Here is a 19,832-nt window from a genome sequence, read left to right as displayed (position 1 = left end):
AACGTTGGTACCAAGACAAATTTAGGGGACAAAGATACAAAATCCGGGCGGGTCAACGGGGTGTTTTGTCGACTAATGCCTCAATAGTTGCTACCGAAAGCTCCGTAAAATCATTGACGATAAGAGCCGCACCGCTATTGACCAATTCCGCCTGCGTGTGCGTCGTGGCAAGCGCAACCACCTGCATTCCTCCCCGCAATCCGGCTTCGATACCCGCAAAAGCATCTTCAAACACAACACAACGCGCGGGGTCAACGCCTACCCGCTCGGCGGCTTTCAGGTAGATTTCGGGGTCGGGCTTGCCGTGACGAACCATGCTGGCATCAACGACCGTATCGAAATAGCGTCGGATTTGTAGCCCATCGAGCGTGAAGTGAACATTGCTCATGGGTGCCGATGTGCCAACGGCCAACTTGATATTCTGCGCTTTCAAAGCTTCCAGAAAAGCAATCAGACCCGGTGCCGGTTGCAAGTGCGAACGATAAAGCTCCCGGTAAATGGCTTCCTTTTCTTCCGTTAAGGTAATCAGCTCACCACCTTCAACGGGGCGCTGAAACACGTAAGCCATCGCATCGGCGGAGACGCGGCCATTGATATTTGCCACGTACTGATCGCGGGTAATCGGAAATCCTTTGGCTTGGGCAAATTGTAGCCAGGCATTGATGTGAAAGTCGGTATTATCGACCAAAACGCCGTCCATATCGAAAAGGGCGGCTAACGGAGCGTCGGTCATGTATAGCGTATGATTGGAAATGCAAAGAAAATAGATTGTGACTTATTCAGTATCGTCCGGTGCCGAGACCGAAGGGGCTTCGGGCAACACATCACCCGCCAGCACTGCCGCTTCGTGGAGCAATTCGGTCGAAACGAGTTCGTCAGTTACGGTTTCAATACGTTCATCAAATAGCTCCTGTCCCTCTTCAGCCGATTTCATACCCACCAGCAGCCGTCCCACATACAGCAGGTTGAGGGAAAAGCGCAGTTCAGGAAGGATGCGACTGTGACGGGTTTGAGGTTCGTTCTGCATAGCGTATACATAACAAAATCCAGGCGAAAAAGTGACTGGTTCGCCTACATCTGCGCTATTTAGTCTGGATAAGGAACAGCTACAAAGCAATGATGTGACTACAGCTCCTTGATCTTCAGGTTTCTAAAGTAGATCGGTGCTCCGGCATGTTTTCCCTGTAAGCCAACGTAGCCACGCAGCGGCAAATCGGCGGCTGGTTTGTTGAGCCATTCGGGTACATCCGAACCATCGGGATTTTTCTGAGCAGACGTAAATTTTGTCAGATCGATTGTATTAATCAGTTGATTGTTAAGCACGACATAAATTGTCTTGCCCTGGCACGTTACTGTGCAGCGGTTCCATTCGCCGGGGTTTTTAACGAGCTTTTTGGTAGGAGCCTGATGACCGAAAAAAGCGCCGGACTGCCCATTGGTCGGCGCGTCGGCCCACTGCTTGTTGTGATCGTCGGCAATCTGGATTTCGACGGCGTTCGGAATCCAGTTGGTTGTATCGCTGCAATGAACGACAATGCCACTATTGGTACCCTCGGCGGTTTTAAAGAACAAGTCAAGAATGAAATCGTCGTAGGGCTTAGCGGTCCAGATTGCTTTGTCGGCAGTGGCTGTTAGTTCGCCTTCGTCGTAGCTCCAAACCCCCTTGGGGTAATTGGCGTCGGAAAGGTCCCGCTCAAAAAGCGGTTTCCAGCCGGCACCGTTCGTATTCGGATGCCCGGTCGGTGGCGTTTGGGCGAAAAGAAACGTTGAACAGCTTAAAAAAAGTAGAATGATACCAGTCTGAATGCGCATCGCAGAAGAAGTTGGAAAACGGGTGATCGGTTCTTTCGTTAGGCTACTTGGAGAGCGAGTCGAATATGGGCGAGGTGATGCTCGGCGTGCCAGACGATAACCGACAGCGCCTGGGCCAGTGTAAGGTGGCGCTGGCGAACTGGGTGGTAATACGTGATGGCGAGTTGGTCGGGCAGCAAGGTGCCAACCAGAAAAGCGATGCGCTGATGAATTCCTTTTAACAAGATAAGCGAATCGGCAATTGGTGCATGTTGTCCTTCGATAAGGGCCGCCCAGGCATTCACATCGGCCATAACGCCAACGGTGTCGGGCGCTGTCAGGGCGTTTTTCAACCGCATAAAATGCAGCATGTGCGTATCCGCAACGTGGTGGACAAGCTGCTGGACGGTCCAGCTACCAGGTCGATACTGGCGGGACAGGTCAGCCGTCGAAACGTTGGCCAATACGAGGGCATAAGCATCGGGCAGCGTTGCGATCTGATCAACAAGCTGACGAATCTCCGCTACGGTGTAGGTATCCTGCGATTGCCAAAGACCAATTGGGTAACGAGTGGGATCGGTGGGTTCGGTCGTCATGGGTGAAACAAGAAGCGCAGCCCCGGTGGACTGCGCTGTGAATATAAGCATTAGGAAACAACTGCGTAGGCGGACTCACGGATCGGGTCATTCTGGCGGAAGCTTTTCATGATCCAACCGCCCCCCACTACGTCGTCGCCCTCGTAAAAAACGGCTGCCTGACCCGGCGCAATGGCAGAAACGCCTTCCTGAAACAGAACCTCTATTTTGTCGCCCGTTTGTGAAATGGTAGCGGGTGTACCCGGATCTTTGTAACGAACTTTCGTCACGGTTTCCAGCGGCCCATTGATCGAATCGTATTTTTGCAGGTTCAACTTGCTAACGATCATGCCATCGCGGTACAAATCTTTGTCAATGCCCAGTACCACTTCGTTGGTGTCTTTCCGGATTTCGGTCACGAACATGGGTTGCCCAAACGCCATACCCAGTCCTTTCCGTTGCCCGATGGTATAGAACGGATAGCCCAGGTGTTTCCCCAGCACTTTGCCCGTGCCTTCCATCACGAAGTTACCACCGGCTACTTCCGCTTCCAGCCCTGGCACCCGCCGTTTCAGAAAACCCCGGTAATCGTTGTCGGGTACAAAGCAGATCTCGTACGATTCCGACTTGGTGACCAGCTCAATGAAGCCCCGGTCTTTCGCCATATCGCGGATTTCCGATTTGCGCAGATGACCAAGCGGAAGTTTCGTCCGGCTCAAACTTTCCTGCGATACGCCCCATAATACATAGGACTGATCTTTCAGCGTATCAACTCCTTTCGAAATAACGAAGCGGCTGTTTTCTTCGCGGATATGGGCGTAGTGTCCGGTGGCGATAAACTCGCAGTCGAGCCGGTCGGCCCGGCGAAGGAGCGCATCCCATTTGATGTGGGTATTACACAGCACGCAGGGATTCGGTGTCCGGCCTTCGAGGTATTCACCCGTAAAATGATTGATTACATAATCGCCAAATTCCTCCCGGATATCCAGAATGTAATGCGGAAAGCCGAGACTAACGGCGATGTTCCGGGCGTCGTTGATGCTGTCTAGGCTGCAACAACCCGTTTCTTTTTTGGTACCGCCCGAAGACGCATAATCCCATGTTTTCATGGTCATGCCGATAACTTCGTAGCCTTCTTCGTGCAGCATAACCGCTGCTAGTGAGGAATCAATGCCGCCACTCATGGCGACTAAAATGCGTCCGTGTTTGCTCATAATGATCTGCCAGGATTCAAAGTCCTGCGATTGAATCGTTCAAATGCGTCGTTGCTTCGACAACGGCGCACAAAGATACCAACACGAATTAACTTCTGCTTAGTTTCGGCGGTACGAGATTCGCTGAAGTTTGCCGGTGATTTATATTGCCACCGGGCACCCAACCGTGAAATGGGTAAAGCAGGTTGTCTCTATCCTTTTGTCAAAAAGAATGGACTCTATGAACTATCGGACAAAATACCTGTTAAGCGGATTAATTGTCGTCATGAGCGTTGTTTCGGCGTTAGCGCAGAAAAATCCGGAAGACAAAGCGGGCTGGAAACTGGGTGCTCAAGCCTACTCGTTTCGGTTATTTCCGTTTACGGAAGCCTTGCGGAAAATTGATAGTTGTGGCCTGAAATACGTTGAGATTTATCCGGGTCAGACGATTGGCGGAGGGATCGACGGAAAGATGGATTTCAACATGGACGCAACAGCGCGACAGACCATTAAGAAATTAGTGAAAGATCGTGGCCTTACGATTGTGGCTTATGGCGTCATCAGCCCAAAGACCGATCAGGACTGGCAAGCCGTTTTTGAATTTGCCAAGGATATGGGTGTGTTAAACATCAACTCCGAGCCAACACCCGAACAAATGCCTTTGGTGCGCAAACTGGCCGAGCAGTATAAGATAAACGTAGCCTTACATAACCACCCCAAGCCGTCGCGCTACTGGCATCCCGATACGGTTCTGGCGGCCATCGGTGGTAGTAAGTACGTTGGCTCTTGCTCGGATATTGGTCACTGGGTGCGCTCTGGACTCGATCCGGTTGAGTGCCTGAAAAAACTAAACGGGCATGTACTCGGTATGCACTTTAAAGACGTGAAGCAGGATACGCCGGACGGAAAATACCACGATGTAGTTTGGGGTACGGGCGATAGTAAAGTGGAAGCCGTTATTGCGGAGTTGAAGCGTCAGCGGTTCAAAGGACCCATTTCAGCGGAGTACGAATACCACTGGGAAAACAACGGTCCGGAAATTGCCGAGAGTGTAAAAAACTTCCGGGCTATATACAACCAGGTGAATAAATAGTCAACCGGAGCCAGGATATTACATGAAGCGCGTGGTGCAAAGAGCATGGAGAAAACACCTGCTCCTTGCACCACGCTTTTTGCGCTCTTACCTTCGCAGCATCAATTGACTTTATCATGGCTCTCGCAACACTTGTTAAAATTTCCAACGTTACGAATCTCAGTGATGCCCGGTATTGCGCCGGTATGGGCGTTGACATGCTTGGTTTCTCGATGGACACCGAGTCGCCCGACTATGTTGATCCAAAGAAATTTGAAGAAATAAAATCGTGGGTGGCGGGTGTTCAGATTGTCGGCGAAACAGCGTCAACCGATCCAGAAACCATTGAATCGTTGCTCGAAACCTACCAGCCCGATCTGCTTCAGGTAGACGAAGCCGCGTTGCTTCCTTATCTGGGCACATTTGGAAAACCACTTATTCTACGGGTCGAGTTATCGCTCTTAACGCTTGATCAATTAGATAGCTTGTTGCAAACGGGTGCAGCCGGAGCGGAGTATGTCCTGCTTGAAAGTAAGGCTCCACTTCATCTTGATGCCGAATTAAAAGGGGCTCTTCAGCGAATAGCCAATCGCCATTCCGTATTGCTCGGAACCGGTATCTCCGCCCAGAATGTCCATGAATTGCTAGCTGAATTACCGGTTCGGGGTATCGCGCTCAGCGGTGGCGACGAAGAGCGTCCGGGCAACAAAGAGTTTGGGGAGTTAATGGATATTCTGGAAGCAATCGAAGAAGAGTAGCGAGTTCAGGCAATCGTGGACGGCTTAAGGCAAAGAGCGGCTATCATTTATTAGTCGTTACCTGCTACTATGTATTACCTACTATCATTGAAAACACACTTCCATCAAACCGCGCGTCCATTCTTCCTATTCTTTTTCCGCACTTCCGGCTTCGTGACTAGGTTTACATCGGTTTTAACAACGAAAGCCATGAACAAACGATTAGAACGAATTTCTGAACAAGCCCAGATAGGCGGGGTATGCGCTGGTTTAGCTGACTATTTTGGAATAGATCGCGCCTTGGTCCGGTTCATTTTTGTGATCGGAATTTTAATCCCTCATTTCCCGTCTTTTATCATTTACTGTATCTTGTGGATTGCTCTGCCTGAACGTCGATTTGGCGGATCAGTGGCTCAATCAACCGTTTATGCAAACCCCGTTTTTTCTATGAACCCCTACAATCCCAACCAACCTGCATCACCCGACCGTAGCGTTATCGGAGGTGCCGTACTGATCCTGCTTGGCGTGCTGTTCCTGCTGGATCGTTATTTCGACATCGACTTTGGTGATCTATGGCCTTTCGTCTTGATCGCAATTGGTTTATGGCTCATCTTCCGGGATCGTATCAAAACACCCTACGATCCCAATAACAACAATACAAATAACCCTTTGTAATAGAGGTATCATGCGAGGGTATAGGCTGTATAAACACACCTATACCTTTCCTAAATCTCCTTTGTCATGCAACGAAGAAATGGATTATTCTGGGGTATTTTTCTGCTCACGTTTGGCGTGCTGTTCCTGGCTCGTCGGGCTGGCTGGCTGGATGTTAACTGGCACTCGCTGGTCGATTTGTGGCCCGTGCTGTTGATTTTGGCGGGTGTAAACCTGATTCTCGAACGACGTGGCAATCCAGCGGCTTTTGTTACAACGGTTATGCTGGCCGTAGCGGTACCAACCACCTTGTTTGGCTTCTTTGCGCACGACAGAGATCGCGATGGGTTCGGTATCCACTGGAATCAGGATGATGACAACAATGATGACGCTAACGAGTCCAGCCGTGATGACGACGATGATAATGAAAGCGATTATCGTTCAGAACGGGAGCAGCGGAAGTCGACTACGGTGCAGACAAATACGTTTACGGAGTCGATGGAGGCCGATACCCGTGAAGCGGTATTCAAAATGGCCGGAGGGGCCGGTCGGTTTGTCATTAGCGATCCGACCTCGGAGCTGATCAAAGCGGATACCCGCCAAAACATCGGTAGTTATTCCATGTCCGTAGATCGCGATGCGGTAACCCACATTCCGACGATTGAATTGAAGCCCAAGGATGATAACCAGGATTTTAATCTGAAAGACGGTAAGTTTGAAAACCGGGTAGACGTTCATCTTAATCAGAATCCCGCCTGGACGATGGACATTGCTTTGGGAGCCGGTCAGGGTGATCTGGACTTAAGCGCTTATGCCGTGAAGAACCTCAAACTGGCCGCCGGAGCGGCTGACCTTGATCTTAAACTGGGGTCAAAAGCCGATATGTCGGACGTGAAACTGGAAGTAGGGGCCGCTTCGGTAACCGTTCATGTTCCCAAAGAAGTCGGTTGCCGTATCAAAAAAGATGGCGCGCTAAACATAGAGCATCTGGACGAATTTACCGAGGTCGGTGGGGGTGAGTTTGAAAGCCCCGGTTATGATGCTGCCAAAAAGAAAATGCTTATTCGCTTCGACGGAGGTATTTCCAGCTTTAAGGTCGTACGCTATTAAGCTGGTAAATAGAACGGATTATTCTGACTGACTTTGTCGTGCCGTTACTGTTTCTCAGAGCACCTAACTCCAATGAGACCAGAGTCAGTCAGGATAATCGCGTATGATCGGCTGCTAATTCTGGTTGTTCAACCGATTAAGCAGCATTTTATTAAACGTCTGCTCCGTTTTGTACAGCTCCGTTAATTGCTGTGCGCTGATAACTTTCAGGAACCGACTCATATACTCGTCATCAAGATCAGCCAGCTTTTGTTTCGTCGAATTGATTTCGCGTAAACCGTTGACCAACTGGTTGTCGTTGAGATTAGTACGGGACGGTTCGTTGTTAAGCTGACGAATCCGCCGGTTTAGTTCCTGCTTCTTCGCGTTGTATTCGTTATAAACCGCCCAGAACTGCGGGGCCTGATCGGTGCTTAGGTTCAGCCGGTTGGTGATCATACCGATCTTGGCGGCTTCTATCTTCTGGCGTCCGTTTGGGTCCTGTTGCGCGATAGTGACATTCGTTGTCATCATCATCGCTACTAGCCAACCAATCCATGCGTGTCTCATTGCGGTAAAATTAACCATTCTTTAAAGTCAGGAGCCGAGGCCCAGAGATTCCGATACGTTTTGTTCGTCAATGAGCTGCTGAATATCGGCGGGTTTCACGTTTAAATACTGAATTGCCGTCGTATCGCTGCCCAGTGATGAATGAAGTTGCTGATTGTCCGCTAATTCGTAGGGGTCGACTCCCTGGTCGTCAAGGTAAGCCGCAATCACCTCACTACTCACCCCCGTCAAGGCTTCATTTCCTAAAGACTCTTGTCGCTGCGGTAATGTTTTCCAGATCAGCACCGCAATTAAACTGGCTCCTGCCAGCGACGTAGCCGTTCGTTGCCAGGACCAGCTGATACTGAAGGCTGGTTTCGGTTTGCGGGTCACCCGAGCCTGTACGCGTGAAGGCAGCTGATCGAAGTAGCCGTCCGGAGCCCGAAACGGTTGCTGCCGAAGCGGATGCTCAGGGGGAAGTTCGTCAAGCCTGAAGTTGTTCATTTCGTTCATTGTCGTTCTGTGTACAAGTCACACAATTCGTTTCCTATTAGCGATTTGACAAGCCACGCGAGCTGAGGTTTAATCAGACGTGTCAGATTTATCCAGATAATCTTCGATTTTTTTTACCGCCAGGTGATAGGATGCTTTCAGCGCGCCAACTGATGTACCCGTGATCTCGGCAATGTCTTCGTACTTCATGTCGTCGAAGTACTTCATGTTGAAGACAAGCCGTTGTTTATCCGGTAGCTTCAGAAGTGCCTTCTGCAACTTCATTTGTATTTCTTCACCGCTGGGTTCATTGCCCGACGTGACAAAATCAGCATTACTTTCCAATTTTTCCATCAACTCACCCTCTACGTCACCGATGGGCAGGAAAAAACGACGACGTTTTTTGTTGAGAAAGTTCAGGCATTCGTTGGTCGCAATGCGGTATATCCAAGTATATAACTGACTATCACCCCGAAACTGTTCCAGGCTGTTCCAGACTTTAATAAATGTTTCCTGCACCAGATCATCAGCGTCGTCGTGGTCAATGACCATCTTCCGAATATGCCAATAAACTTTCTGCTGATACTGTCGTACCAACAGATTAAAGGCATAATTCCGGCTCGACGGATCGCGGTATTTGGCGAGGAGTTCTGCGTCAGTCATTCGTTGTTTAATATTCAGCCTTCAGTTCTCAGTTGGCTGACCTAAGCCTGCATGAGGGGTCAACCAACTGAAAGCTGAAAAACCGAACACTTATTTTCTTGCCATTACTTTCTTCACCTGCTCAACAATTTTGTCGGCGGTGAGACCATATTTCTGCATCAGCTGGTCGGGGGTTCCGCTTTCGCCGAAGGTGTCATGAACACCCACGTATTCCAGCGGAGCCGGATGATGTTGCGCCAGAACGTGCGCCACGCTATCGCCCAAACCGCCACTGATCATGTGTTCTTCTGCCGATACAGCGCAACCCGTTTTTTTCACGGAAGCGATAATTGCTTCTTCATCTAACGGTTTAATCGTATGAATGTTGATAATGTCGGCTTCGATTCCTTCTTCGGCCAGCATTTCGCCCGCTTTGATGGCTTCCCAGACCAGATGACCGGTGCAGAAGATCGACACATCCGAACCTTCGTTCACCGTCCACGCTTTGCCAATTTCGAATTTCTGATCGGCGGGGGTAAACACCGGAATAACAGGCCGTCCGAAGCGGAGGTAAACCGGGCCAACATGGTCGGCAATAGCGAGCGTAGCGGCTTTGGTCTGGTTGTAGTCGCAAGGGTTGATGACGGTCATGTTTGGTAACATTTTCATCATGCCCAGGTCTTCCAGAATCTGGTGGGTAGCACCATCTTCGCCAAGCGTAACCCCAGCGTGCGACGCGCAAATTTTAACGTTCTTGTTTGAATACGCAACCGACTGACGGATCTGATCGTACACACGGCCCGTCGCGAAGTTGGCGAAGGTCGTGGCGAAAGGAATATGGCCACCGATGGTCAATCCCGCCGATACGCCGATCATATTTGCTTCGGCGATCCCGCACTGCACAAACCGTTCGGGATTCTCTTTGATAAACGCATCAAGTTTAAGCGATCCCGCTAAGTCAGCCGTCAGGGCAACAACGTTCGGGTGGGTTTTGCCTAATTCGGCCATGCCCGCGCCGAAGCCCGAGCGAGTATCTTTCTTTTCGGTATATTCGTACTTTTTCATAATTTCTTCAGAGACAGCAAGGGCTTATGTTTAGTAATCAGAGTAGCCTACAGATAGCGGCAGTTGGTTGAGGGCCTGAGTAAGCTGCTCAGCATTTGGCGCTACGCCGTGCCATTTGTAGCTGCCAACCATGTAATCCACACCAAAGCCCATTTCTGTATGCATCAGAATCAACGTCGGAACGTCCGGGTTTTCCTGTGCTTTCTTGAGGGTTCTGATTACATCAGCCATGTCGTTACCCTGCATTTCGTCGACGTGCCAGCCGAAAGCTTTGTATTTGGCCGCCAGATCGCGGTTATCGTTGACGTATTCCGTTTTGCCGTCAATCTGAGCCAGGTTGTAATCGATTACGGCGGTCAGGTTGCCCAGTTTTTTGTTGGGTGCAAACTGAGCTGCTTCCCAGATTTGGCCTTCCTGCTGCTCGCCGTCGCCCATTAATACGTACACGTGATTCGTGTCGCCATTGAGTTTTTTCGAATAAGCCGCTCCCGCTGCCACCGATAAACCTTGTCCTAATGAGCCCGAAGCGATGCGAATTCCCGGTAGGTGTTCGGCGGTGGTGGGGTGCCCTTGCAGACGGCTATCCAGTTTGCGGAACGTAGCCAGTTCGTCGATCGGGAAGTACCCTGACCGAGCTAACACGGAATAGAAAACCGGCGATATGTGTCCGTTCGAGAGAAAGAACAGATCCTCATCGCGTCCGTCCATGTCGAAAATGACGGTGCCATTCTCATCCCGCTTGAGCTTCATTACGTCAAAATAAAGGCCGACCAGAAAGTCGGTGCAGCCTAATGAACCGCCTGGGTGACCAGAATTAACGGCGGCTACCATGCGAACGATGTCGCGCCGAACGGCGGTTGCAATGTGTTCGAGTTGTTCGAGTTCCATGTAGTAATGGTGCGGACGCCCACATCCGCATCAGGATTTAAGGAAACAGCACGGACGTGGGCATCCGCACTTACTTATTTCAAAATCTGATCGGCGTGTTGCTTAGTATCTACTTTGCCGATTATTTCCGTAATAATACCGTTTTCATCAATTAGAAACGTCGTGCGGACCGTACCCATGTACGTACGGCCATACATGGACTTTTCCTGCCATACGCCGTAGTCTTCAACGACTTGCTTGTCCGTATCGGCGACGAGCGTAAAGGGCAGATTGTACTTGTTGATGAATTTCTGGTGCGACTTCGTATCATCGATACTTACGCCCAGTACCTCGTAACCAGCTGCTTTGAGATCCGAGTAGTTGTCGCGAAGGCTACACGCCTGAGCCGTACAACCCGTTGTATCGTCTTTGGGGTAAAAATACAAAACCACCTTCTTTCCCCGATAATCGGACAGCTTAATAGGCTGACCGTTTTGGTCGGTGCTTGTGAAATCAGGAGCGATATCGCCAACGTTCAGACTCATATCTAAAAATCTATAGTTGCTGTTTTATACCAGTTCACACAAAAGAAAGAACCTTTCTTAAGCTACCCTTACCGTTTTTTTCGACGCTTTGGTGCGGCTTTAGGACGTGCCGCTGGTCGGGCGCGGGGGGCTTCAATCGTCGTGCTGTCGGAACCGATGTTGCCAGCCCGATCTTTCACCTGCACAAGTACTTCCGAGCCCGTATCAAAGGGTTCATCCGGATCGAGTTTATCCGACCAAAGCAACGCCCGCTTGTAATCGTACTGCATCAGCACCCATTCGCCGTTGACCAGCGCCCGGAAATCCGCAATACCCGACAGATCATCCCGGATCTTGGCCGTTATTCCCTTTGGCGTAGCGGACAGAATCTCGACCGTAGGCGGGTTCGCGTCCGTCATAAGCTGAAACCGGCCTAAGGAACGAGTCTTAAATTCGATTCGTCCTTTATTCCATTTGCCACCCAGGAAGCTGGCCCGTCCGCCACTGGTCCAATACGCTTTTGTGCGCATGGTATCGATGGCAATTGGGTAGTTCGGTTGGTACTGAATGGTTAAATAATCGTTGAGCGGAATCGTTGATTGGTTAATCTCTAATCCACCACCCGGTAGCGGTCGCATGGCCAGATGTAACGTGTCATAAAGCGTTTTAGGCGAAAAGGCCAAGCGAGTTGTGCCATCGACTACCACATCACCCCGTCCGGGAATAATGCGCTTTTTAAAATTAGTCCGCACAACACCCCGGCCAAACTGTACCGAATCGGGCAATGTCTGCCGCAAATCGATGAGATAAACCGCTTGATTGTTACGGACATAGCTAACCGCCTGTTCTGTTACCGTACGGCCCACGTGTAATTTTGCCATCGGAGGATTAGCCGCCGATATGTTCCTGACCGTCAGCTTTAGTACGTTTTCATCGGTCGTGATGGTGGCTGTTGGAATATCGCTCGTCTGATCTGATTCCGCCGGAAGGGTGGCTACCGAATCTGCTGGAAGCGGCTTTGTCGTTGTTATTTCCGGCAGAATCGTGAACGTCAGCTGGGCCGCATGATCGAATGCATCAAAAAGCGTCAGCGTTATTTCGTGCGGTTTGCCATCAAGCAAGGGTAACCGTCCTCGGTAGGCGGCATTGCTTTGTAACTTGTAGAGGTTCAGTATATTACCGTCCGCAATGTACGCGCGGTGGTAGCGTTGCCCGCTCATTTGCTCCACTTCGTAATTCTCGTGGATGTTCATGTACCGGGTTTGCTCATTGGGAAAGCTATTCATGTTGTACGCAAAAACCTCGCGCCCATCGAGCCGGATTTCCAGACAACTGATTCCATTGCGATAAGGCGAACCGCTGGTTTTGTCGTAGCCCAGCACTTCTAAACCGATTAAGCCCGATGCTGTGATGGGCTGCGTGAGCGTGTAAGTTCCGTCAGACCGGCGAACGGGTGCGTAGGTGATTCGCTGGTATTCACCGTTAACGCGCGAGGTCGAGGTCATGGTTTTCAGCGCAATTCGCTCAAAATAAGGCGGCACATCATCCTTCAGTTCAGAGAAACCGTAAAGCAGCGGATTGATGAGGTTGTCCTTCGCGTCGCGCACTTCGAAGTGCAGGTGAGGACCGCCTGATCCGCCTGTGTTGCCGGATGCTGCAATCACGTCGCCCTGCTTAACCGGAAATTGACCCGGTGCGGGCCGTAAATCAATCTCGAACGTTTTCTTCTGGTATTGCTGCTCGCGGAGGTAAGTGCCAAGCGTGTCTTTAAGCGTTTTCAGGTGCCCGTAAACCGTTGTCAGGCCGTTGGGGTGCTTGATAAACACGACATTACCGTAGCCGCCGGTAAAGACGGCAATGCGAGAAATGTAGCCATCAGCTGCGGCATGAACGTCCAAGCCTTCCTGACCTCCCGTTCGAATATCCAGACCCGCATGAAAGTGATTGGCTCGTAAATCACCCAATCCACCCGCCAGCGAATTAGCAGAACCCGGCCGGATTGGAAACATAAAATAACCGGCTGGGGCAATGGGCGGCTCTCCCAGGCGGCTCGCCGTAGCGGTTCCATTCTGTGGTGACTTGGCCGTGTCTATACTCGTCTGACCAAAGGTCATTCCAGCGGAGATCAGCATCGCCAGGACACTCGTAATACGTACTCGTTTCAATATAAAGGCATTGAAGACTTCTACTCCCCGTTTGCGATACCACAGAGGACTGTGTGATGCCAACAGGCAATAAAAAGTCGTTTATTTTACGTCAATCTCCAGCATTTTCCGATCTTCAATGTAAGCCGTCAACTGATCTCCGATTTGGACGGGACCAACTCCTTTAGGCGTACCCGTAAAGATAACGTCACCCTGTTGCAGCAGAAAATACCGCGAAACGAATGAAATCAGGTAGTCAATTTTGAACAGCATCAGACTGGTGTTTCCGTGCTGACGGGTTTCTCCGTTAACGTCAAGACGGAAGTTCAGATTCTGCAAATCGGCAAATTCTGTCTTTGGAATAAACGGAGAGATAGGAGCAGAGCCATTGAAGCCTTTAGCCAGTTCCCAGGGTAGTCCTTTGGCTTTCAGTTTGCTCTGTACATCGCGGGCCGTAAAATCAATTCCTATCCCGATTTCGTCGTAGTACTTATGAGCGAACTTCTCGTCGATGTTTTTCCCAACTCGATTGATTTTTACCAGAATTTCAACTTCGTAATGAACATCGTTCGAAAAGCTAGGGTAAAAAAACGGTTCGTTTTTAAGCGGTACCGCCGTTTCGGGCTTTAAAAAGATGACCGGATCGTCGGGCTGTTCGTTGTTGAGTTCCTTAATATGTTCGGCGTAATTGCGACCAACGGCGATAATTTTCATAGTGTAACGCGGACAGCGAGTCCGAGTTTTTGGCACAAAGGACAGTGATCGGCCCCTCGGCGTTTTTATTAAACTATTCTGACAGTTGCAAATCTAAGGACTAAAGAGGGCCTGACCGCACCCGTTTGTAAATATTTGAACAAATCCCGTATGTTGCGCGTCATATATCGTCAGAATAACCATTCAACAAAAACGCACAAAAATGAAAAAAGCCATCATAGCGATGTTGTCGCTTGTCTTTGCGGTAACCGCTTGCGAGAAAGTACCCCTAACTGGACGAAAGCAACTGATTTTAGTACCGAATAACGATATGCTCTCGATGAGCTTTACCCAGTATAAACAGTTCCTGGACACGAGCCGAGTTGTAAGCAACAGCGGAGATGCCCAGATGGTCAATCGAGTGGGGGATCGAATTCGACAGGCTGTTGAGAGTTACATGAACAGCAACGGCTATGGCAAACGCCTGGAAGGGTTTAAGTGGGAGTACCACCTGGTGCAAAGTAACCAGGTCAATGCTTGGTGTATGCCCGGCGGTAAGATTGTCGTGTATTCGGGTATTCTACCGTACACCCAAAACGAAGCGGGGCTGGCAACGGTACTTGGGCACGAAGTATCGCACGCTATTGCGGAGCATGGTAACGAGCGTATGAGTGAGGGACTAGTTGCCAACGGATTGCTCCAGGCTGGTCAGGTAGCGACGGGCATTGCTTCATCGGCCAGAACCCCTCAAACGCAGGCGTTGTTTCAACAGGCTTTCGGCGTCGTAGGACCTTTGGCATATCAATACGGAGTCGGTTTACCGCACAGCCGCAAGCAGGAATCGGAAGCGGATCACCTCGGGCTGATCTTTATGGCAATGGCTGGTTATGACCCTCGGGAAGCCATTACGTTCTGGGAGCGGATGGCCAAGGCAAGCGGAGGTAAAGCACCCGCTGAGTTTTTGTCTGATCACCCGTCTGATCAGCGCCGGATTGCCGACTTGCAGAAACTACTGCCTGACGCACAGAAGTATTATAATGGATCAAGACGGAACAGCTAACAAGGCTGACTAACAAAAAAGCCGGGTTCGTCCCGGCTTTTTTATTTTGTGCTTACTTGGTCTTTATAAAGCAGCTACAACCTGACGAACCTTCTCGGCAGCTTCTTTCAGCAACACGGCTGACTGAACCTTTAGGCCTGACTCGTCAATGATCTTCGCGCCTTCTTCGGCATTGGTACCTTGTAAACGAACGATGATTGGAACCGGAATGTCGCCAATCGCTTTGTACGCTTCCACGACGCCCGTTGCCACGCGGTCGCAGCGAACGATACCACCGAAGATATTGATCAGAATCGCTTTTACGTTTGGATCTTTCAGGATAATCCGGAATCCGGCTTCAACGGTTTTTGCGTTAGCGCCACCCCCTACGTCGAGGAAGTTAGCAGGCTCGCCACCCGACAGTTTGATGATATCCATCGTAGCCATCGCCAGACCGGCACCGTTTACCATACAGCCAACGTTACCATCGAGCTTAACGTAGTTCAGGTCATTGGCTGACGCTTCTACTTCGAGCGGATCTTCTTCTGAGATGTCGCGCAGATTGGCCAGGTCAGGGTGACGGTAAAGCGCGTTGTCGTCGAGATTAACTTTCGCATCAACGGCCAAAATCTTGTTATCTGATGTTTTCAGAACCGGGTTGATCTCGAACATGGAAGCATCCGTATCAACGTAAGCTTTATACAGCGACGTAACGAATTTTACCATTTCTTTGAACGCTTCGCCTTCTAAACCAAGGCCGAAAGCCACTTTACGAGCCTGGAAGGGCTGTAAGCCAACCGCCGGATCGATCCACTCTTTTACGATTTTTTCGGGTGTTTTCTCGGCTACTTCTTCAATGTCCATGCCCCCTTCGGTGCTGGCCATGATAACGTTGCAAGCCTTGGTACGATCCAGCAGGATGCTGATGTACATTTCTTTCGGCTCCGATGCACCGGGGTAGAAAACGTCCTGGGCAACCAGCACTTTATTTACTTTTTTGCCTTCCGGACCAGTCTGGTGCGTTACCAGTACATTACCGATCAGGTTTTTCGCAATATCGCGTACCTCTTCAACGGATTTCGCCAGAGCCACACCACGCTGTTCACTACCGACGACTTTACCCTTGCCGCGACCACCAGCATGAATTTGCGATTTTACGACGACGAACTTTGAGCCGGACTGCGCCATAATCTGTTTAGCGGCTTCAACGGCTTTCTCGGGCGATTCAGCTACGATGCCTTCCTGAATCCGGACACCGTACTTTTTCAGAATTTCTTTACCCTGATACTCGTGTATATTCATGGCAACTGCAACAAGGAGAATTGTAAATCGTATTTTTGTGCGGCAAGTTAGCTAATAAAACGAGTTTTTGGTTTATTGATTACGGTTTTTGGTGGTTTAGCGTTCGAGCGGCCTTATCCATCAGCGAATCGAACGATCATAAGCCATTGGCCATAAACCACAAATCACAAACCGCGTGTCGCTTCTTCAAACTACTGATATACGCCGAAACTACGGTAATCTTCCTGTTCTAAAAGGCATAAACTTAACCATCGAAGCGGGCGAGGTGGTCTCCATCGTTGGTGCGTCCGGCGCGGGTAAAACAACGTTACTTCAGATTCTGGGTACACTCGACCGACCCGATGGCGGGGAGTTGCACATTGCGGGACAGAACGTGTTTGCCCTGGGTGATCGACAGCTGGCTCAGTTCCGTAACGAGCGCATTGGATTCGTCTTTCAATTCAACAATTTGCTGCCTGAATTTACGGCCCTCGAAAATGTGTGCCTCCCGGGCTTTATTTCGGCGAAAGACGAGCGGGAAGTCCGGGAGCGGGCTGAGTCGTTGCTGACAACCTTAGGGCTGCAACATCGACTGAATCACTTGCCGTCGCAAATGTCGGGTGGGGAGCAGCAACGCACTGCGGTTGCCCGCGCGTTGATCAATAAACCGGCTATCGTTTTTGCCGATGAACCCAGCGGTAACCTGGATTCGCGAAACGCGGAAGAACTGCATCAATTGTTTTTTCGGCTTCGCGATGAGCTTGGACAGACCTTCATCATCGTCACCCATAACGAAACCTTGGCTGCGTTAGCGGATCGGACGGTCACCATTCATGATGGACTATTGTTTACCTAGACCATCAAAAAACAACGAAATAACTAAGGGGTTTTTCGTTGAGACACAGGTATATATACTTAAAATTCCGTAGAACTATTTTTAATAAATAGTTGATTTTTAATTGTTTAAAAATTTTCTGAAAAATTATTTTACGAAATAGAATGATTATTTTCTATTTTTGTTTTATAATTGTGTCGAAAAGAAAAGTTTTTCATAACGTTGAGTAAATCAGAAAGCCAAGAGAGTGTCTCGCTTGGCTTTTTTGTTTGTATAAAGTGAGGGTATTTTGCTAATAAGCCTCGTTGAACGTACCCACCTGCTCCTGACAAATAAGCGACTTTACAGAGAAACACGGATTAATAGATAAAAAAGAAAGGCTCCCGATCAGACGATCGGGAGCCTTTCTTATGAATGAACAGGCCGTTTGGCCTATTCATATCGGTTGATATTACATCATACCGCCCATGCCACCGCCGTGCATACCTGGAGCACCACCACCAGCTGGAGCTTCTTCTGGTTCGTCAGCGATTACACACTCGGTCGTCAGCAACAGACCTGCGATCGACGCAGCGTTTTCCAGGGCCAGACGGGTTACTTTTTTCGGGTCGATAATACCAGCTGCGAACAGGTCTTCGAAGGTATCGTTTTTAGCGTTGTAGCCAAAACCGTCCCGACCGTCTTTCACTTTGTTCACGATAACCGAACCTTCGCCACCAGCGTTAGCAACGATAGTACGCAATGGAGATTCGAGTGCTACACGGATGATGTTAACACCGGTTTTCTCGTCTTCGTTGCTTCCTTGTATGCTGTCAAGAGCCGAGATAGCACGGATCAGTGCAATACCACCACCCGTTACGATACCTTCTTCGACGGCAGCGCGGGTTGCGTGCAGTGCATCGTCAACGCGGTCTTTCTTTTCTTTCATTTCTACTTCGGTAGCAGCACCGATGTAGAGGATAGCCACACCACCCGACAGTTTGGCCAGACGCTCCTGCAATTTCTCGCGGTCGTAGTCCGATGTCGTGTTTTCGATCTGCGCTTTGATTTGGTTAACGCGACCGGTGATATCTTCTTTCTGACCTACGCCATTAACAACAGTTGTGTTGTCTTTGTCGATCAGGATTTTTTCGGCTTGACCTAAGTAATCGATCGACGCGTTTTCGAGTTTGAAACCGCGCTCTTCGCTGATCACCTGACCACCCGTTAGGATAGCGATGTCTTCCAGCATAGCCTTACGACGGTCACCAAAGCCCGGAGCCTTCACGGCGGCAACTTTCAGCGCACCCCGGATTTTGTTTACTACCAGCGTAGCCAGTGCTTCACCGTCAACGTCTTCTGCAATGATCAGCAGCGGACGACCGGTTTGAGCTACTTGCTCCAGAACAGGCAGCAACTCTTTCATCGACGATACTTTCTTCTCCGAAATCAGGATGAACGGACGATCCAGTTCAACTTCCATTTTCTCGGTGTTCGTCACGAAGTATGGAGACAGGTAACCCCGGTCAAACTGCATACCTTCTACGGTTTTTACTTCCGTTTCAGTACCGCGTGCTTCTTCAACCGTGATCACACCTTCTTTACCCACTTTCTTCATGGCTTCGGCGATCATCGTACCGATTTCCTCGTCGTGGTTAGCCGAGATGGTAGCAACCTGAGCAATTTTGCCGAAGTCGTCACCAACTGTCTGTGCCTGTTGCGCCAGGTTCGCTGTTACGGCCGTAACGGCTTTGTCGATGCCACGCTTCAGATCCATTGGGTTTGCACCAGCAGCTACGTTCTTCGCGCCGATCGAGTAGATCGCCTGAGCAAGAACCGTTGCCGTTGTGGTACCGTCACCCGCTGAATCAGCCGTTTTCGAAGCCACTTCTTTCACCAACTGAGCACCCATGTTTTCCATGGCGTCCTTCAGTTCAATTTCTTTAGCTACCGTTACACCATCTTTGGTGATTGCAGGCGAGCCGAATTTCTTATCCAGAATTACGTTCCGGCCTTTAGGTCCGAGGGTAACTTTTACCGCGTCGGCCAGGGTGTCAACACCCTTTTTGATACGCTCGCGGGCTTCGGTATCGAAGAAAATTTTCTTAGCCATTGTGCTTTAGAATCAGTTTGGATTACAAAAAACGTTGCCTTGATAATCCCGTTAAAGAATTATCGAAACGCTTAGAATTAAAGAATTGCGAAAATGTCCGATTCGCGCATGATGAGGTATTCTTTGCCATCAACGGTGATTTCGGTACCAGCATATTTGCCGTACAACACCGTGTCGCCCACCTGAACCGTAAGGGGTTCATCTTTCTTACCCGCACCAACGGCTACAACCGTACCGCGCTGTGGTTTTTCCTTTGCCGTATCGGGGATAATGATGCCGAACGAGGTTTTTTCTTCGGCCGGAGCTGCTTCTACCAGCACCCGGTCAGCCAGCGGTTTCACGTTCACTTTAACGCTTTCCGTTTCTGCTACCATGACAATGAGTTGATTAAGGTTATTAACTGTTTGTGCAATGCATTACACGCTGTTTTGTAAGTGCCAATTTCTGTGCCAAGCCGATAAACTGTCAAATTTTCAGACTTTAGCCTGACATACTGCC

At 49.8% G+C, this 19,832-nt stretch carries 22 protein-coding genes; 6 read left to right on the top strand and 16 right to left on the bottom strand.

Features of this window, described 5'->3' with window-relative positions; translation table 11 throughout:
* Window positions 1-52 precede the first annotated feature (52 nt).
* The 5 genes from M0L20_RS20310 to mnmA all read right to left on the bottom strand — a co-directional run bounded on the left by M0L20_RS20310 (window position 53) and on the right by mnmA (window position 3,580).
* Window positions 53-733, bottom strand: coding sequence for an HAD family hydrolase (locus M0L20_RS20310; protein ID WP_232558422.1), 681 nt, complete (start codon window positions 731-733; stop codon window positions 53-55).
* A gap of 42 nt (window positions 734-775) precedes the next feature.
* A complete protein-coding gene (locus tag M0L20_RS20305; protein ID WP_248478766.1) occupies window positions 776-1,027 on the bottom strand; it encodes a hypothetical protein in 252 nt (83 codons plus the stop codon).
* Between the two features lie 98 nt (window positions 1,028-1,125).
* Window positions 1,126-1,812: a 3-keto-disaccharide hydrolase gene (locus tag M0L20_RS20300; RefSeq protein ID WP_232558420.1), complete on the bottom strand. Its 687-nt coding sequence runs from the start codon at window positions 1,810-1,812 to the stop codon at window positions 1,126-1,128.
* Between the two features lie 38 nt (window positions 1,813-1,850).
* Window positions 1,851-2,438, bottom strand: a complete 588-nt coding sequence (locus tag M0L20_RS20295) for a DinB family protein (protein WP_248478765.1) — start codon at window positions 2,436-2,438, stop codon at window positions 1,851-1,853.
* The gene (mnmA, locus tag M0L20_RS20290) at window positions 2,438-3,580 is read right to left on the bottom strand and encodes a tRNA 2-thiouridine(34) synthase MnmA (RefSeq protein ID WP_232558418.1); all 1,143 of its coding nucleotides are present in this window, start codon (window positions 3,578-3,580) and stop codon (window positions 2,438-2,440) included. The genes M0L20_RS20295 and mnmA overlap by 1 nt, the downstream gene beginning before the upstream one ends.
* Before the next feature lie 220 nt (window positions 3,581-3,800).
* Here mnmA and M0L20_RS20285 point away from each other — a divergent pair, with 220 nt between their 5' ends.
* The 4 genes from M0L20_RS20285 (at window position 3,801) to M0L20_RS20270 (ending at window position 7,132) form a co-directional block, all read left to right on the top strand.
* Window positions 3,801-4,652, top strand: coding sequence for a sugar phosphate isomerase/epimerase family protein (locus tag M0L20_RS20285; protein ID WP_248478763.1), 852 nt, complete (start codon window positions 3,801-3,803; stop codon window positions 4,650-4,652).
* A gap of 116 nt (window positions 4,653-4,768) precedes the next feature.
* Window positions 4,769-5,389 (top strand): phosphoribosylanthranilate isomerase, encoded by a 621-nt coding sequence (trpF, locus tag M0L20_RS20280; protein WP_248478761.1) that lies wholly within the window; start codon window positions 4,769-4,771, stop codon window positions 5,387-5,389.
* Between the two features lie 189 nt (window positions 5,390-5,578).
* Complete coding sequence (locus M0L20_RS20275) at window positions 5,579-6,043, top strand: PspC domain-containing protein (protein WP_232558415.1); 465 nt, start codon at window positions 5,579-5,581, stop codon at window positions 6,041-6,043.
* Between the two features lie 66 nt (window positions 6,044-6,109).
* The gene (locus tag M0L20_RS20270; RefSeq protein WP_248478759.1) at window positions 6,110-7,132 is read left to right on the top strand and encodes a toast rack family protein; all 1,023 of its coding nucleotides are present in this window, start codon (window positions 6,110-6,112) and stop codon (window positions 7,130-7,132) included.
* Between the two features lie 114 nt (window positions 7,133-7,246).
* Here M0L20_RS20270 and M0L20_RS20265 read toward each other — a convergent pair whose 3' ends face one another.
* From M0L20_RS20265 to M0L20_RS20230, 8 genes are all read right to left on the bottom strand, one after another.
* Window positions 7,247-7,699: a hypothetical protein gene (locus tag M0L20_RS20265; RefSeq protein ID WP_232558413.1), complete on the bottom strand. Its 453-nt coding sequence runs from the start codon at window positions 7,697-7,699 to the stop codon at window positions 7,247-7,249.
* A 9-nt stretch (window positions 7,700-7,708) separates the two neighbouring features.
* Window positions 7,709-8,173, bottom strand: a complete 465-nt coding sequence (locus tag M0L20_RS20260) for a hypothetical protein (protein ID WP_232558412.1) — start codon at window positions 8,171-8,173, stop codon at window positions 7,709-7,711.
* A gap of 69 nt (window positions 8,174-8,242) precedes the next feature.
* A complete protein-coding gene (locus M0L20_RS20255) occupies window positions 8,243-8,815 on the bottom strand; it encodes an RNA polymerase sigma factor (RefSeq protein ID WP_232558411.1) in 573 nt (190 codons plus the stop codon).
* 90 nt (window positions 8,816-8,905) lie between these two features.
* Window positions 8,906-9,859 (bottom strand): transketolase family protein, encoded by a 954-nt coding sequence (locus M0L20_RS20250; RefSeq protein WP_248478757.1) that lies wholly within the window; start codon window positions 9,857-9,859, stop codon window positions 8,906-8,908.
* 30 nt (window positions 9,860-9,889) lie between these two features.
* Window positions 9,890-10,747: a transketolase gene (locus tag M0L20_RS20245; RefSeq protein WP_232558409.1), complete on the bottom strand. Its 858-nt coding sequence runs from the start codon at window positions 10,745-10,747 to the stop codon at window positions 9,890-9,892.
* A gap of 74 nt (window positions 10,748-10,821) precedes the next feature.
* The gene (gene bcp / locus M0L20_RS20240; protein WP_232558408.1) at window positions 10,822-11,271 is read right to left on the bottom strand and encodes a thioredoxin-dependent thiol peroxidase; all 450 of its coding nucleotides are present in this window, start codon (window positions 11,269-11,271) and stop codon (window positions 10,822-10,824) included.
* Between the two features lie 68 nt (window positions 11,272-11,339).
* Window positions 11,340-13,259 carry a M23 family metallopeptidase gene (locus tag M0L20_RS20235; RefSeq protein WP_248479163.1) on the bottom strand — a complete coding sequence of 640 codons (1,920 nt, stop codon included), beginning with the start codon at window positions 13,257-13,259 and terminating at the stop codon, window positions 11,340-11,342.
* Window positions 13,260-13,496: 237 nt separating this feature from the next.
* Window positions 13,497-14,108, bottom strand: coding sequence for a fumarylacetoacetate hydrolase family protein (locus M0L20_RS20230; RefSeq protein ID WP_248478756.1), 612 nt, complete (start codon window positions 14,106-14,108; stop codon window positions 13,497-13,499).
* 202 nt (window positions 14,109-14,310) lie between these two features.
* On the opposite strand from M0L20_RS20230, the gene M0L20_RS20225 reads away from it, so the two are divergent.
* Window positions 14,311-15,147 (top strand): M48 family metallopeptidase, encoded by an 837-nt coding sequence (locus M0L20_RS20225; protein WP_232558406.1) that lies wholly within the window; start codon window positions 14,311-14,313, stop codon window positions 15,145-15,147.
* 63 nt (window positions 15,148-15,210) lie between these two features.
* Here the strand turns inward: M0L20_RS20225 and sucC are convergent, their stop codons facing one another.
* Window positions 15,211-16,428 (bottom strand): ADP-forming succinate--CoA ligase subunit beta, encoded by a 1,218-nt coding sequence (gene sucC, locus M0L20_RS20220; RefSeq protein WP_232558405.1) that lies wholly within the window; start codon window positions 16,426-16,428, stop codon window positions 15,211-15,213.
* Between the two features lie 175 nt (window positions 16,429-16,603).
* Between sucC and M0L20_RS20215 the strand changes: the two genes are divergently transcribed.
* Entirely contained in the window at window positions 16,604-17,263 is a 660-nt protein-coding gene (locus M0L20_RS20215) for an ABC transporter ATP-binding protein (RefSeq protein ID WP_248478755.1), read from the top strand.
* Between the two features lie 430 nt (window positions 17,264-17,693).
* Here the strand turns inward: M0L20_RS20215 and groL are convergent, their stop codons facing one another.
* Together groL and M0L20_RS20205 are read right to left on the bottom strand one after the other, a co-directional pair.
* On the bottom strand, window positions 17,694-19,334 hold the full coding sequence (gene groL / locus M0L20_RS20210) for a chaperonin GroEL (RefSeq protein WP_248478754.1): 1,641 nt from the start codon (window positions 19,332-19,334) through the stop codon (window positions 17,694-17,696).
* Between the two features lie 77 nt (window positions 19,335-19,411).
* A complete protein-coding gene (locus tag M0L20_RS20205) occupies window positions 19,412-19,708 on the bottom strand; it encodes a co-chaperone GroES (RefSeq protein ID WP_012925587.1) in 297 nt (98 codons plus the stop codon).
* Window positions 19,709-19,832 lie beyond the last annotated feature (124 nt).

Source organism: Spirosoma liriopis, assembly GCF_023196085.1.
GTDB classification, from domain to species: domain Bacteria; phylum Bacteroidota; class Bacteroidia; order Cytophagales; family Spirosomataceae; genus Spirosoma; species Spirosoma oryzicola.
This window is presented reverse-complemented; position numbering and strand designations above follow the sequence as displayed.